Source organism: Sorangium sp. So ce385 (genome assembly GCF_051474135.1).
Taxonomy (GTDB): Bacteria; Myxococcota_A; Polyangia; order Polyangiales; family Polyangiaceae; genus Sorangium; species Sorangium cellulosum_D.
This window is the reverse complement of the sequence record NZ_CP150337.1, coordinates 5,488,093-5,502,518: the sequence shown is the minus strand read 5'-3', so window position 1 is coordinate 5,502,518 and position 14,426 is coordinate 5,488,093. Positions and strand designations below refer to the sequence as shown.

Sequence of the window (14,426 nt, the reverse complement as noted above, 5' to 3'; positions counted from 1 at the left end):
CAGATCTGTCTGCGAAATTGGATCCAACAGTAGCTCAGCATACAGATCTGTCTCCGGGGAGAGGCTTTCGGTGTAGCTCAGCATACAGATCTGTCTCCGGAGCGAGGCCTCTGGTGTTGTTCAGCATACAGATCTGCCTCCTGCGGCGGCCTCGAGCCTTCCCGCGCAGGCGAGGCTGCCTGATCACGGCGCACGGCGGAGCGCGCCGCGCTGCCAGACGTAGCGGCCGCGGGAGCTGCAGATGCGCCGGTAGGCGGCGTGCACGCGCTGCCCGGAGGCGCTGCTCCCGCCGGAGGCGCCTGGCAGGGGGCTGTTCGCGGCGATCCAGGGGTGGTCGCACGCAGGGGTTGTCCCTGCCGTATCGTCCAATCGGATCGAGCTCCCCTCGACGCGAAGCTCGAGCACCACCGAGCACGGGATCGGGGCGCCCGGCGCGCACTCGTCGAGCGTCGCGCCGGTGGGGACGTCGAGCACAGCCTGGAGCACGCCACCCCGCGCTGCGTAGAGGACCGTGTGCGTCACGACGGGCGCCGCGTCGAATTCCGGCTCGCGCGCACGAGAGCACACCATCAGCTCGACCTCCGGCAGACTGAGCGCCTGGTGGCACGAGCACATGTTGATGCGCTGAGGCGGGCTCGTGGCGAGGGTCGACCAGCACGAGGCATCGGGGCGCCACGCGGCGCCGCGTGCGGCCAGCCAGGCATCCTGGTCGAACGGCGTGCCAGCCGGCGCGCTCGGGCCGGCGGTGGTCGCAGGAGCGGGCGAGACCACCCCTGCATCGCCGAGCGACGACGGAGGCGCTCCCGATCGAGGAGCCCCGGTGATCTCGGGGCGTGGAGCGTCGAGGTCGTTCAGCCCACCGCCGCCCGCCGAAGCGGCTCCGGAGGGCGATGCCGGCGCGCTCGCGGATGATGGGCGCCCCCCCGTCGAAGCGTCGCCTTGGGGAAGGCGCTCTCGATGGCAGGCCAGCTGGCCCGGCGCGAGCGCGGCGACGACGAGCGAAACGAGGGCGCGCTTCAAAACAGGGAGTCCTGCAAGAACCGCTGCAGAAAGGTCAGGGCGAAGGGACCGGGGACGGCGACGTAACCGCCGAAGACCGCGAACTGATGCCATACGTCGACCCTCTCGCGCAACTCTGGGTAGAAGGTGATCACATGATCCCAGAGCGGGTTGCTGCCGGCGGCGTAGGCCTTCCTGTTCGGCGGCGTCGCGGTGACCCGCGACACGGGGCCCCCTGCGAGCTTCTCGATGCTCATCCGGATCCCCTCGTTCGCCGCGAGCTGATAGCCCCCGGTCATCCGCAGCACCGTGTCGCTCCGCGCGTTGAACCACTGGATCGCGGCGCCTGCACTGGAGGGTGCACCCCGCGCATCGAACGCGTACACCTCCGAGACGCGCTGCTTGTTGCTGGCGAGCGCGGCCCACATGGACATGCCGCCGGCGCTGTAGCCCGCGACGCCGAGCCGGCCGAGCTGGATGGCCCCACGGCTCTTCCCGAGGCGTTGCTCAGCCCAGAGCAGGCGGAAGCGGCGTCCCTCCGACCACGAGGCGCACGTCCGCCCCCGATTCGGGGAGGAGCGCGTGCCCCGCGTTCGGCCAGGTGACCCTGAGCTTCAGCATCAGACCTGCTCCGTCTCCTGGAACACGGGATCCACCTTCCCCTCGAGGGCCAGCTCGACCATGGTCGATCGATAGACGAGCTCCTCGACGAACGGCGGCGGCGCGTCCAGGCTCGGCGCAGGCAGGTCGAGCGGGATGCTCTCGAGGAAGCGCCATACCGCGTCCAGGCGCTCCAGGAACAGCGCCTCATGGAGCGTATCGATCGCCGCGCGGAGCCACTCCGGTGGGGCTGGCGCGGCGGGCGCCGACGCATCGGGCGGCGGCGCAGGGCTGGCCGGCAGCGCGACCCACTCCGGGACCGCCTCGGCCGGCATGACGAGCGTGTCCCCGGGGAAGATCACGTCGGGCGATCGCCCTGCGTAGCGCTCCTGGTTGAGCGCCCAGATCTCCCTCCAGCGGGCGCCGTCCCCGAGGTAGCGGGCCGCGATCCGCACCAGCGTGTCGCCGCTCTGAACGACAAGCACGTTGGGTGCGATCCATAGCCCGGCATCGATCGGCGGCGGGGAGATGGGCGGCGGCGGCGCTGGAGAGGGCTCCGGTGCTATCCCCTGCACGACGGCCTGAGCGCCCGTCGCGGCGGAGTGGAGCGCGAGCATCGCGCGCTCCTCGGCGACGGTGAGCTGCCATGGACCTGCCGGGTCGACCAGGGACAGCGCGGCCCACGGGATGCCTGGGTGATATGAACCAGGTCGGTGCGCGTCACGAGCAGGAGCTTCTGGGACTCGGCGTCCGGCAGGCTCACGGCGTCGCCGATGCGGCTCGGGACGCGCACGTGCCACGTCTCCCCCTCGGGCAACGGCGCTGTCCGGCGCGGGCCCCGCTCCCGGCCGGCGAGCGCCCTGGCGAGCTCATCGGCGCTGGCGATGGCGGCGCTTCCCCAGCCCGCCGGCACGCCGTCGACGCGCACGCGCCCGCTTGCGTCCGTTCGGCGCACGACCTCCCCTGCGGGCGTGCTCACCCGCATGCTCACGTCCGCGATCGGGGTCTCGAGCTCGTCCAGCAGGACGAGCTCGTAGAACGAGAGCTCGGCCCCCGCTCCGGGCGGTCGGGCCGGCGGTGACGTTGCCGGTCCGGCGTGCGGCGCGCGGCTCCCCTGGCCCAGGGGCGCGGCGGACACCGGGACGCGGATCTCGCGCAGCGCGACGAGCTCTCCGTGCTCCAGCGCCCGGCATATCCGCGCGGAGATCCGATCGCGGAGCGCTCGCTGCTCCTGCGGGTACAGGCTGGACCAGCCGCAGAGGGTGAGCTCGCAGTAAACCTCCTGAAGGACATGGAGGTTCTCGTTCAGCCGAGCCTCGATGGCGAACGAGGCAAAGAGGGGCGGGACGGGCTCGAGCTGGTCCCGCGATGGATCGTCGGGCGCGTGATTTGCGCGCACGAGGTAGACTCGCTGGCCGAAGTCCGAGACCGGCCATCTCCTGAGCCGGGAATCCGTCATGTCGCGGAGCGCGCCCCGAGCAGGATGGCGAGGCTGAACACCGGCGTGGGCGCGAAGGCCGCCGAGTAGAGCAGCGCGAGGTTGCGCAGCACGGCGCCGCAGCGGACCACCGGCGGCAAGTCGTTCCCGTACGCTCGCCACGCCACGTACGCGTCGGCGTCCAGCCCCCGGTGCTCGCTCTCCCTGTCGATCAGCTGCGCCGTCGAGAGCGCGGCTCGATGGAAGCACATGGCCTGGTCCTGCGTCGGTGCGGCGTCTTTCATCGAGCCCTGGGAGTCGGAGAAGAGAAGAGTAGAGCGAACGCGGGCGACCTGTCGATCCTTCGCGAGCGGCGCCGCGCCTCCGCGAGCGAAGCGGCCCCGGCGCCGTTCGAGGTGCGCCCATGGACCACCGTCGCGGCGTAGAGCGCAGCGGGGCGTCGGCACAGATGAGCTCGCCCGCGCCTCGCTTTCGAGGAGCCCGGGCGAGCTCGCGTCTTCGCGGCGCGCACGACGCGCGACCGCGCGCGCCCGCAACTTGCCGCGCTGCCGCCTGGCTGATAGCTCGTTGAGCGCATTCACGAACGGAGGCGGCGGATGAGCGAATACCGGACGACGGCGGCGGCGCCGGTGCTGGTGGCGGCGTTCCTGGGTCAGATCTTCGGGGTGGATCCGGTCACCGGGCGCGTGCTCTGGGAGCGCAAGCAGGACGGGGCCGGGTACTCGTCCACGGCGCTCCTGATCACGCCCGAGGCGATCTACGCGGCGACCTTCAACGGCGTCGCCTGCCTGCGTTACCCGACGGGCGAGCTGCTCTGGGAGGTGAAGACCACCACGCTCGGCCGCGCCACGCTGCTCCTGGAGGGAGACCGGCTCTTCGTCGCCAAGCAGGGCGAGATCGAGTGTTTCTCGCTCACCGGCCAGAGCCTCTGGCACAACCGCTTCAAGGGCAAGGGACTGGGCCCGGTCGCCCTGGGCGTGCCGGGCAACGTCGCCCAGTCCGACGACAAGGAGTGACGCGCGCCGAGGCGCCCAGGTCCGCGCTGGCGAACCCCCTGCGCTCGCGCGCAATCGCTGCAGGCGCGCCCTCGCCGGCGGCCGGAGGTCGGAGGTCGCCGGCGCGGCGCAGGCGTCGCATCGAGCCAGATCAGCTCGCCGGCTACGCGGATCACCCCGCCGAGAAGCCGGGCTCCGCCCCGTGGTCCGCGTCTTGCTGACAATCTCGCAGACACCTGAATCGCTCGGCTCGTCACGGACGTCCAGCGCCTGGGGAGGCCTCATGAGCTCTTCGACCCTTCGCATCCAGGATTGCATGACCAAGAGTCCGCACTCGATCGGCGCCGATCAGAAGGTGGGCCTCGCCCGCAAGCTCATGCGAGGACATCGCATCCGACACCTGCCGGTGCTGCGCGGCGGCCGGCTGGTCGGCATGATCTCCGAGCGGGACATCTACTGGATCGAGACGCTCAAGGACCAAGAGGGCGATGAGCTCCTCGTCAGCGAGGCCATGTCGCCGAGCCCCTACGCCGTCGCGCCGGACGCGCCGCTCTCCGAGGTGGTCCGCGAGATGGCCGAGCACAAGTATGGATCGGCGGTGGTGCTGAACGGCGGGCACGTCGTCGGGGTGTTCACGACGACCGACGCCCTGGCCGTCCTGGCCGCCTTGCTCGCCGAGAAAGAGACCGCCTGACCGCAGCCAGGCAAGCGACGCGGCGGCCAGCCACGCCTCGCTCCGGCGCCGGCAGCCACGTCGATCCGAAGAACAACCTGGCCGGCCCGAGCAGCGCGGCGACCAGCCCTCGATGACTCGCTGCGTCCGCCGCGCGCGCGGCCTCGTCGACGCCGCGCGCCGCCCGCCGCATGCGGTGAAGACGCGTCGCGGCGCAGCCGCGGACTCGGTCGAGCCGCCTCCGAGGCAGCGCTCCGTGCCGCGCCCCACACGCCGAGACGGGCCCGTGCCTCGCTCGGCGCGCGGCGTGCGCCGCGAGATCGCGCCATGGTAGAGTGGCTCGCCTGTCCATGAGCCCCCTTGATCGCAACGAACTCGTGACGAAGCCCGCCGCCGTCGTGCCCTCGCTCGACGATCCGCTCGACGAGGCGCCCGGCGGAGCGGCCGCGCCGGCCTCGGCGTACGACGCCGCGCTCCGGGAGGCGGAGGAGCTCCGCCGCCGGCCCTATGTCTCCGCGGGCCCGGAGAACATCATCCGGCAGCACAGCAAAGGCCGGATGACGATCTGGGAGCGCATCCGCGTGCTGACCCCGGAGCCGCCGCGCGTGCTCTTCGAGAACTGGGGGCCGAACCTGGACGGCGCCTCGCTGGTCACGGCGATCCTGCGCATCGGCAGCCGCGACGTCGCGCTCTACGGCCACGATTTCACGGTCCGCGCCGGGTCGATGGACGCGACGAACGGCCGCAAGCTCGCGCGGCTGTTCCAGCTCGCGGGAGAGCGGGGGATCCCGCTCATCGGCCTCAACGACAGCGCCGGCGCCTACGTCCCCGCGGGCGTCGGCGGGCTCGACGGCTACGCCGAGGCGTTCGCGGCGCTGCGCAAGATCAGCGGCGTGGTGCCGAGCATCATGTGCATGTTCGGGTTCAACGCCGGCGGCGGCTCCTACCTGCCGCGCCAGGGCAGCTTCGTCATCCAGCCGGGCGGGACGTTCTTCGGCCTCACCGGGGCGGCGGTCGTCAAATCGGTCCTCGGCGAGGTGGTCTCGCCCGACGACCTCGGCGGCCCGCGGGTCCACGGCGCCTCGGGCGTGGCCGATCTCACGGTGCCGGACGAGGTCGGCGCGCTGCGCACCACCGTCCGCCTGCTCGGCTACCTGCCGAGCAACAACCGCGAGAGCCCGCCGTTCCAGCGGACGAGCGATCCGCTCGACCGGGAGACGACCGAGATCGACACGCTGCTCCGCAGGGCGCTCTCGTCGCCCACGGGCTTCAATACGCCGCTCGATATCAGCATCATCATCCAGCGCATCTGCGATCACGGCGACTACTTCGAGGTGCAGCCGCAGCGCGCGCGCAACACGATCACGGCGTTCGGGCGGATCGGCGGGCGCGTCGTCGGCTTCGTGGCCAACAACAGCGCGGTCGCCTCGGGGCAGATCGACGTGGCGGCCGCGTACAAGAACGCGCGCTTCATCCGCTTCTGCAACCTCTACAACATCCCGCTCCTCTTCATGGAGGACACCACCGGCTTCCTCCCGGGCCGGGAGCAGGAGGCGATGGGCATCGTGCAGGCCGGCCGGGCGATGCTCGACGCGATCATCGACGTGCGCACCCCGCGCATCCTGCTGCTCGTGCGCAACGCGTTCGGCGGCGCCTACGCCTCGTTCAACAACTACGCGACCGGCGCGGACGTCGTCCTCGCGCTCCCCACGACGCGCGTCGCCGTGATGGGGCCCGCCGGCAAGGAGTTCGTCTACAAGGACGAGCTCCGCAAGGTGCGCGCGCAGGCGAGCGCCAGGGAGAAGGCCGGCGTCAAGGAGCGGCTCGGCCGCGGCCTGGACGAGGCGAAGGCGAAGGCCGAGGCCCGCGAGGAGGCCGCGGCGTGGCTGAAGGCCAGAGAGGCCGAGTTCGGCGCGCGGTACGAGCGGGAGCTCATGAACCCGCGCGAGGGGCTCAGCCTGGGCTCGATCTCGCGGCTCGTGATGCCGCGCGAGCTCCGCGCGGTGATCGGAGAGAACCTGGAGTTCTTGCTCCGCCATTACCAGCCAGGGCCGTTCACCGGGGTTCAGCGGGAGTTTCATTGAGCATGGATGGGTCCGGGAGCAAGCGCGGTTACGACCGCAATCCGATGGTGGTGCGCGACCGCCGGCTCGGTCGATCGAGCTCGGCGTGGGCGCGGTCCTTCGCCGCCGACGACGTGCGGCCGCTGATCGTCGGCCGGGGTCCGATCCGCAAAGAGGCGATGGACGTCTTCGCCCAGATGGGGATCGAGCAGGTTGGCATCCTCCTCTCGGAGAAGGACTCGATCGTCTACACGCACGCGCTGGCGCCCGAGCTGCGGTGCATCCACCCGGCGCGCGTGCACCGGGTCAAGGACTACACCGGCGCGACCAAGGACGAGCGCGTCAAGCTGATGCACGAGATCGTCGCGATCGCGCGGGCCGGCGGCTACACGCACGTGTTCGCGGGGTACGGCTTCATGGCCGAAGACGAGGAGTTCGTGCGCACGCTCGAGGAGGCGGGGCTCGTGTTCATCGGCCCCCGCTCGTCGGTCCAGCGCGCCGCCGGGCTCAAGGACGAGGCGAAGCGCACGGCGCTCGCGACCGCGGTCAGCGTGACGCCCGGCATCGACGACGCGACCCGGCGGATCGTGCTCCGCAAGTGGCCCGATCACGCGGCCCTGCGCGCGGCCGCGGAAGGGCGCGGGCTGCTGCGCGACCCGGGGGCCGCGGCGCGGCTCGCCGAGGGCGTCCCCCTCGCCGAGGCGGCGGACGCGCTGCTCGCGGCGGCCTACGCGGCGCGCGTGGATCTCTACACGACCGACGAGCTCTGCGCGGAGCTCGAGCGGGGCGCGGCCGAGCTCCTCGCCCGCCACCCGGGGCGCCGGATCCGGCTCAAGGCCATCGGCGGCGGCGGCGGCAAGGGGCAGCGGCTCCTCGCCGGCGTCGCGCAGGGCGCGGCGGAGCCCGAGGCCGCGGCGCGCGCGCGGGCGGCCGAGGTCCCCGCGCTGGCGCGGGAGGTCCTCGCGGAGGTGAAGGCCGCGGGCGTCGGCGACAACAAGAACATCCTGCTCGAGCTCAACGTCGAGGAGACGCGGCACAACGAGATCCAGCTGATCGGCAACGGCGCGTGGTGCCTCGCGCTGGGCGGGCGCGACTGCTCGATCCAGATGCACGAGCAGAAGCTGCTCGAGGTGGCGATCACGCAGGAGGGGCTCCGCGAGGCGATCGAGCGGGCGCGCGCCGCCGGCGACGACCGGCGCGCGGCGTCGCTCGAGCGCGAGCTCGCCTCGCTCGCCCGGATGGAGGCCGAGGCGGAGCGGTTCGGGCTCGCGGTGGGGCTGAACTCGGCCTCGACGTTCGAGTGCATCGTCGAGGGCGATTACCACTACTTCATGGAGGTCAACACCCGGATCCAGGTCGAGCACCGGGTGTCGGAGCTCTGTTATGCGCTCCGCTTCGAGAACCCGGCCGATCCGGCCGACGCGTTCGAGGTGACGTCGCTCATCGAGTGCATGGTCCTGCTCGCGCGCCACGGCGAGCGGCTGCCCCGGCCGGTCCGCGTCCGGCGCGAGGGGTCCGCGGTGGAGGCGCGCCTCAACGCCACGAACGGCGCGCTGGAGCCGCACGCCGGCGGCGTCATCGTCTCCTGGAGCGATCCGCACCCGCACGAGATCCGCGACGATCAGGGCATCTGCGTGAAGAACCCCGACACCGGGGTGTTCATGCATTACCGGCTCGCGGGCGCGTACGACAGCAACATCGCGCTCCTCGTGACCTACGGCGGCTCCCGCGAGGAGGCCTACCTGCGGCTCTGCGAGATCCTGCGCACGACGACGCTGCGGGGCAGCGATCTCCACACGAACCTCCTCTTTCATTACGGGCTCGTGCACTGGTTCCTCGCGCGGGACGTGTGGGCGAAGCCGACGACGCGATTCGTGGTCCCGTACCTCACGCTGGTCGGCCAGCTCTCGCTGGAGCTCGGAGGCCTCGATTTCGACGCGATGTGGGCCGAGCTCGGCGCCCGCCACGAGCGCCGGCTCGCGGCGCGGGCCGGGGACGGCGCGGAGGCGGGGCTCAGGAAGGTGTTCGCGCTCAAGGACACGCTCGTGCGCCGCCCGGTGGAGCGGATCTGCGCGGAGCCGCACCTCCTGTCGGCGTGGCTCAGCCGGAACCTGGGGTCGTTCGAGGTCCGGTCCAGGCGGGTGCGCTGGCTCAAGAACCCGGTCGAGGTGCTTTCGGACACGTACTGGCTGCTCAACATGACCCCGCAGCCGCACGCCCCCGCGGCCCACGTGATCTGGGACCACGACGAGGCGCTCCTCTCGCGCGCGCTCGGCTTTTACCGGCGCCTCGGCGAGCGGATGGGCCAGGCGGGCGGCGCGCCGCCGTGGCCCGCGCTGCGAGAGGCCCTGTCGCAGCCCGCCGCGCCTCCCGGCTGGGACGGTGAGCTCTGGCGGCGGGTCCGCGGCGCGCACCTCGGCTTCCAGGCGGGGCTGGAGCTCCTCGACGCGCTGGTCCTCGCGGGCGACGCCGCGCGCTTCTTCGAGCTCCGGGTGCGCGAGGACGGCGAGGTCGTCATCCCCGAGCGCCTGCTCGACCGCGAGCTCGCGGCCCGGATGCGCAAGGTCCTCGCGCCGCCGCCGGCCACGCGGGCGAACGAGATCGTCGCGGTCACCGGCGGCATGTTCTACGCGCAGGAGGCGCCGGATCGGCCGCCCTTCGTGGCGAAGGGCAGCCACTTCGAGGCGGGCGATCCGCTCTACGTCCTCGAGGTGATGAAGATGTTCAACAAGGTGCTCGCGCCGTTCTCGGGCACGATCGAGGAGGTGCTCATCGACGGCGGCGAGGGGACGATCGTGCAGAAGGGGCAGCCGCTCTTCCGCGTGAGGCCGGACGAGGCGCACGTCGAGGAGGACGCGGCCGAGCGCAAGCGCCGCCGGCGCGAGCAGACGATGCGGTATGTCGACGCCATCTTCGACCCGGAGGGGCCCTGAGGGGGCGAGCGCCGCGGCGCCCTCCCCCGGCGCGGGGCGCCCCTCCGTGGCTCGCCTTGACGGGCGCGCCGGGACCAGGGATCCTCGCAGGCATGCGATTCGCCGCGCTCGGGTCGATCGTGCTCTTCGCGGGCAACGCGCTCCTCGCGGGCGAAGCGCGGGCCGAGCAAGCCGCGCCCGTCCCCCCCGTCGACACCACCCGGCGCGACGTGGGCGTCGGCCTCTCCGTCGGCGGATTGGTCCTCGGCTCCGTCGGAGCGGGGATGTACTTCCTCACCCGGCCGCGCGGCGAGGATCTCTGCGGTTGCGCGTCGAAGGCGTGGGTCTTCCCCACCGTGCTCATGGGCCTCGGAGGCGCCATGGCCGTCACCGGCATACCGCTCTGGATCACGGGGCAGCTCCAGAGCGATCGCGCGAAGACCCAGGCTCAGCTGCTGATCGGCCCGCTCGGCGGGGGCGTTCGGCTGCGATTCTGAAGGTCAGGCCGCCGGCGCGCCGCTCGCCGCGGGCGCGGCTATCGCCGCCGCCTCGCCGGCCGTGGGCTTCGCCGAGGCGGCGCCCGCCGGCCGCCGCGTCCAGAGCCCCGCGACGAACGCCACGAAGGCCACGACGCCGGCGATGAACACGCTGTCCCCGACGAGCCGCATCCAGCGCAGCGCCTCGATCAGCGGCTGCTGCAGGAACTCCGCGCTCCGCGCGTACCACAGCCCGCGGTCGACGCTGGCCCACGCCTGCGCGAGGCCGATCGGCAGGAGGCTCAGCGCGATCATCAGCCCGAGCCCGGCGTTCATCCCCCAGAACGCCACCCGGAGCCGCGCCTCGTTCCAGACCGCGTCGGGGCGCAGCCGGCGGAGCATCACGAGCACGAGGCCGAGCGAGAGCAGCCCGTAGACGCCGAAGAGGGCGGCGTGCGCGTGCACCGGCGTCGTGTTCAGGCCCTGCATGTAATAGAGGGCGATCGGCGGGTTGATGAGGAACCCGAACACCCCAGCGCCCACGAAGTTCCAGAACGCGACCGCGACGAAGAACTGGATGGGCCAGCGATAGGCCTGCATCCACGCGCTCCGGTGCTGCATCCGCCACGTCTCGTGCGCCTCCATCCCGACGAGGACGAGCGGCACCACCTCCAGGGCGCTGAAGCTCGCGCCGACGGCCATCACCGAGACCGGCGTGCCGCTGAAGTACAGGTGGTGGAACGTGCCGGGGATGCCCGAGACGAGGAAGATGCAGGTCGAGAGGATCGCGGCCCGCGCCGCGCTGTCGGGCCGCACGAGCCCGAGCCGCGTGAACAGGAACGCGATCGCCGCGGTGGCGAAGACCTCCATGAACCCCTCGACCCAGAGGTGCACGACCCACCAGCGCCAGTACTCCATGATCGACAGGTGCGTCTTCGCGCCGTAGAACAGGCCCACGCCGTAGAACATCCCGATCGCCACCGTGGCGCCGGTGAAGAGCAGCACGATGTGCCGGCTCACGTCGCGCCGCGCGAGGGCGGGCCAGAGGGCGCGCAGCATCAGGAAGAGCCAGAGCGCGAGGCCGCCGAAGAGCGCGATCTGGAAGGCGCGGCCGAGGTCGACGTACTCGTAGCCCTGGTGTCCGAACCAGAAGGACGCCTCGAGCGCGAAGCGCTGCTTGACCGACAGCCACTCTCCGGCGAGCGAGCCGAAGACCACGAGGACGAGCGCGCCGAAGAGGACGTTCACGCCGAGCCGCTGCCCCCTCGGCTCGCGCCCGCCCACGGCCGGCGCGAGGAAGAGCCCCGCCGCGAGGAAGGCCGTGGCGATCCAGAAGACGCCGAGCTGGACGTGCCAGGTGCGCGTCACCGCGTAAGGCAGATAGTCGGCGACCGGCAATCCGAAGACCTCGTGTCCCTCGACCGTGTAGTGCGCGGTCAGCGCGCCGAGCGCGACCTGGAGCGCGAGCAGCGCGACCACGACGACACAGTACTTGCCGACGGCCCGCATCGACGGGGTGAGCACCCAGCCGGCCAGCGGATCGCGCGCCGGCGCGGGGGCGGCCGGGTCCTCGGCGCGGCGGAAGGCGTGGTACCACACGAGGGCGCCGATCCCGGCGAGCAGGAGCACGACGCTCACGATCGACCAGATCACGTTGGCGGTCGTGGGGACGTTGCCGACGAGCGGCTCATGAGGCCAGTTGTTGGTGTAGCTGGCGCCGGTGCCAGGGCGCTCCGCGGCCGCGGCCCACGAGGTCCAGAAGAAGAACGCGGTCAGCTTGTCGCGCCGCCCCGCGTCGGGGACCGCGCCCGTGTGCAGCGCGTAGCTCTCGCGCAGGCCGGCGAGGCCCGGCTCGTCGCCGAACAGCGCGCGGTAGTGCGCCGCGGTCTGCTCGATCGCCAGCGCGCGATCCTCGGAGACCGTGAGCGCGCCGGTCGCGGCGTCGTAGCCGTTACCGCGCATCGTCCGCTGGAGCCGCGCCTTGAGCGCGGCCTGCGCCTCGTCCGGGAGCGCCGCGAAGGGCGCGCCGTGCTCTCGCTGGCTCCAGAGCGAGAGCTGCGCCTCGGCCTCGCGATGGAGCCAGTCGGCCGACCAGTCCGGCGCCTGGTAAGCGCCGTGGCCCCAGACGCTGCCGACCTGCTGTCCGCCGATGCTCTGATAGACCAGCTGCCCGCCCTGGATATCGTCCTTCGTGAGCAGCACCCGGCCGGACGGGGTCCGCACGGTCTCGGGGATCGGCGGGGCCTTGCGGTACACCTCCCGGCCCATGAAGCCGAGGATCAAGAATCCAAGGGTGATGACGGCGGCGAGCGCCAGCCAGAGTCGTCGTAGGCTATGCATATCGACCTCGTTGTTCGCGCGAGCCCGCGGCGCGCCCGCGCCTCCGCGGCGCGGCTCCGGGCTCCGGTCGTGACGCCAGGCCAATAGGCAGGCGGCGTGCCGCTCCCCTTCCCCCTTGATTTCGTGGGCCCAGGCGGCGTGTGTTGCGCTTTCCGCAACATGTCTTCGTTGTACAAACCGCAACGACGTTGTACCTTCGACAACATGCCGAGCCTGGAGACGGAGGCGCTGCTGTCGGTGGCGCTGGATCTCACGACGTCGCTGGGGGCCGAGGATCGTTACCGGCGCCTGCTGGAGGCGGTGCGGCAGGTGGTGCCGTGCGATGCGGCGTGCCTGATGCGCTACGACGACGGCGACCTGGTGCCGCTCGCGGCGCACGGGCTCGCGCCGGAGGCGCTGGGGCGCACGTTCTGCGCCCGGGCGCACCCGCGGCTCGACATCCTCTGCCACGCGGAGGCGCCGGTGCGCTTCCCGCCGGACTCCGATCTTCCGGACCCGTTCGACGGGCTGCTCGCGTCGGACGCCACGTCGCTCGCGCACGTGCACGCGTGCCTCGGCTGTCCGCTGCGGGTCGAGGGCGCGCTGGTCGGGCTCTTGACGGCCGACGCGCTGGATCCGCGCGCCTTCGAGGGCGTCGACGCGGCGACGCTCTCGTGGCTGGGCGCGCTCGCGGGCGCGGCGCTGCGCACGAGCCAGCTCATCGACGCGCTGGAGCACAGCGCGGAGCGGCTCGGCCTGGTCGCGGAGGATCTCCGGCGGGCGGCGGAGCGGGAGCGGGGCGCCGGCCTGCTCGGGACGAGCCCGGCGATGCAGCGGCTGCGGGACGAGATCGCGCTCGTGGGGCCGTCGGACCTCACCGTGCTGATCACGGGCGAGACGGGCGCGGGCAAGGAGCTCGCGGCGCGGGCGGTGCACGCGGCGTCGCGGCGGCGGGGCGAGCCGCTGCTCTACGTGAACTGCGCGGCGCTGCCCGCGTCGGTGGCCGAGAGCGAGCTGTTCGGGCACGTGCGCGGCGCCTTCACCGGGGCCGAGCAGCACCGGCCCGGCAAGCTGGAGGTGGCCGACGGGGGCACGCTGTTCCTCGACGAGATCGGCGAGCTGCCGCTGTCGATCCAGCCGAAGCTGCTGCGCGCGCTGCAGGAGGGCGAGGTGCAGCGGGTCGGCGCGGACCGGTCGCTGCGCGTCGACGTGCGCATCGTGGCGGCCACGAACCGCGAGATCGAGAAGGAGGTGGCCGAGGGGCGCTTCCGGGCCGACCTGTTCCACCGGCTCAACGTGGTTCGCCTGGCGGTGCCGCCGCTGCGCGAGCGGAGGAGCGATATCCCGCTGCTCGCCGGCCATTTCTGCGAGGAGGCGCGCGCGCGGCTCGGCGTGGGCCCGGTGCGGATCTCGCGCGCGGCGCGCGAGCTGCTCGTCCAGAGCGCCTGGCCAGGCAACGTGCGAGAGCTGGAGAACGCCGTGTTTCGCATGGTGCTGCAGGCGTCGCGCGGCGTGCCCCGCGGGGCGCCGGTCGTGCTGCAGCCGGCGCACCTCGGCGGGAGCCTCGCCGCGGCGGCGCCGCCGCCCCCGGCCGAGGCGGTGAAGGGCGCCGGGGGCGACGGCGGCGAGGCGCCGCCCTCGGCGGGGGCGACGCTGCACGAGCGGGTCGACGCCTACCAGCGCGACCTCATCCAGGAGGCGGTGGCGCGGCACGACGGCAACTGGGCCGCCGCGGCGCGGTCGCTCGGGATGCACCGCAGCAACCTGCACCACCTCGCGAAGCGGCTCGGGCTGCGGTGAGGCGCGCCCGCCGCTGGGCCGCCGCGGTGGAAGGAGCCGAGTCCCGGGGGAGCCCCGGTGAGGCGCGCGAGGGACAGCGCTCCATGCGAGGCGAAGCGATTGGCGGGCTCATCGGTCGCTGAACGGTGGTGGAAAGGAGCCGTGGACAGCG

General features: G+C 72.6%; 12 protein-coding genes. 6 read left to right on the top strand and 6 right to left on the bottom strand.

Annotation, left to right across the window (positions count from 1 at the left end):
* Window positions 1-183 precede the first annotated feature (183 nt).
* The 5 genes from WME83_RS19970 to WME83_RS19950 all read right to left on the bottom strand — a co-directional run bounded on the left by WME83_RS19970 (window position 184) and on the right by WME83_RS19950 (window position 3,288).
* Window positions 184-771 carry a hypothetical protein gene (locus WME83_RS19970; RefSeq protein WP_437320875.1) on the bottom strand — a complete coding sequence of 196 codons (588 nt, stop codon included), beginning with the start codon at window positions 769-771 and terminating at the stop codon, window positions 184-186.
* A 245-nt stretch (window positions 772-1,016) separates the two neighbouring features.
* Window positions 1,017-1,433: a hypothetical protein gene (locus tag WME83_RS19965; protein WP_437320874.1), complete on the bottom strand. Its 417-nt coding sequence runs from the start codon at window positions 1,431-1,433 to the stop codon at window positions 1,017-1,019.
* 186 nt (window positions 1,434-1,619) lie between these two features.
* The gene (locus tag WME83_RS19960) at window positions 1,620-2,084 is read right to left on the bottom strand and encodes a LysM peptidoglycan-binding domain-containing protein (RefSeq protein WP_437320873.1); all 465 of its coding nucleotides are present in this window, start codon (window positions 2,082-2,084) and stop codon (window positions 1,620-1,622) included.
* Window positions 2,085-2,161: 77 nt separating this feature from the next.
* Window positions 2,162-2,998, bottom strand: a complete 837-nt coding sequence (locus WME83_RS19955) for a hypothetical protein (protein ID WP_437320872.1) — start codon at window positions 2,996-2,998, stop codon at window positions 2,162-2,164.
* Window positions 2,999-3,054: 56 nt separating this feature from the next.
* Window positions 3,055-3,288 carry a hypothetical protein gene (locus WME83_RS19950; protein WP_437320871.1) on the bottom strand — a complete coding sequence of 78 codons (234 nt, stop codon included), beginning with the start codon at window positions 3,286-3,288 and terminating at the stop codon, window positions 3,055-3,057.
* Between the two features lie 345 nt (window positions 3,289-3,633).
* On the opposite strand from WME83_RS19950, the gene WME83_RS19945 reads away from it, so the two are divergent.
* The 5 genes from WME83_RS19945 (at window position 3,634) to WME83_RS19925 (ending at window position 10,177) form a co-directional block, all read left to right on the top strand.
* A complete protein-coding gene (locus WME83_RS19945; RefSeq protein WP_437320870.1) occupies window positions 3,634-4,053 on the top strand; it encodes an outer membrane protein assembly factor BamB family protein in 420 nt (139 codons plus the stop codon).
* A gap of 295 nt (window positions 4,054-4,348) precedes the next feature.
* Entirely contained in the window at window positions 4,349-4,726 is a 378-nt protein-coding gene (locus WME83_RS19940; RefSeq protein WP_437320869.1) for a CBS domain-containing protein, read from the top strand.
* Between the two features lie 329 nt (window positions 4,727-5,055).
* Complete coding sequence (locus WME83_RS19935; RefSeq protein WP_437320868.1) at window positions 5,056-6,789, top strand: acyl-CoA carboxylase subunit beta; 1,734 nt, start codon at window positions 5,056-5,058, stop codon at window positions 6,787-6,789.
* A 2-nt stretch (window positions 6,790-6,791) separates the two neighbouring features.
* Window positions 6,792-9,701: a biotin carboxylase N-terminal domain-containing protein gene (locus WME83_RS19930; protein ID WP_437320867.1), complete on the top strand. Its 2,910-nt coding sequence runs from the start codon at window positions 6,792-6,794 to the stop codon at window positions 9,699-9,701.
* A 92-nt stretch (window positions 9,702-9,793) separates the two neighbouring features.
* A complete protein-coding gene (locus WME83_RS19925; RefSeq protein WP_437320866.1) occupies window positions 9,794-10,177 on the top strand; it encodes a hypothetical protein in 384 nt (127 codons plus the stop codon).
* A 3-nt stretch (window positions 10,178-10,180) separates the two neighbouring features.
* Here the strand turns inward: WME83_RS19925 and WME83_RS19920 are convergent, their stop codons facing one another.
* Window positions 10,181-12,496, bottom strand: a complete 2,316-nt coding sequence (locus WME83_RS19920; RefSeq protein ID WP_437320865.1) for a nitric-oxide reductase large subunit — start codon at window positions 12,494-12,496, stop codon at window positions 10,181-10,183.
* A 204-nt stretch (window positions 12,497-12,700) separates the two neighbouring features.
* Between WME83_RS19920 and norR the strand changes: the two genes are divergently transcribed.
* Complete coding sequence (gene norR / locus WME83_RS19915) at window positions 12,701-14,275, top strand: nitric oxide reductase transcriptional regulator NorR (RefSeq protein ID WP_437320864.1); 1,575 nt, start codon at window positions 12,701-12,703, stop codon at window positions 14,273-14,275.
* Window positions 14,276-14,426 lie beyond the last annotated feature (151 nt).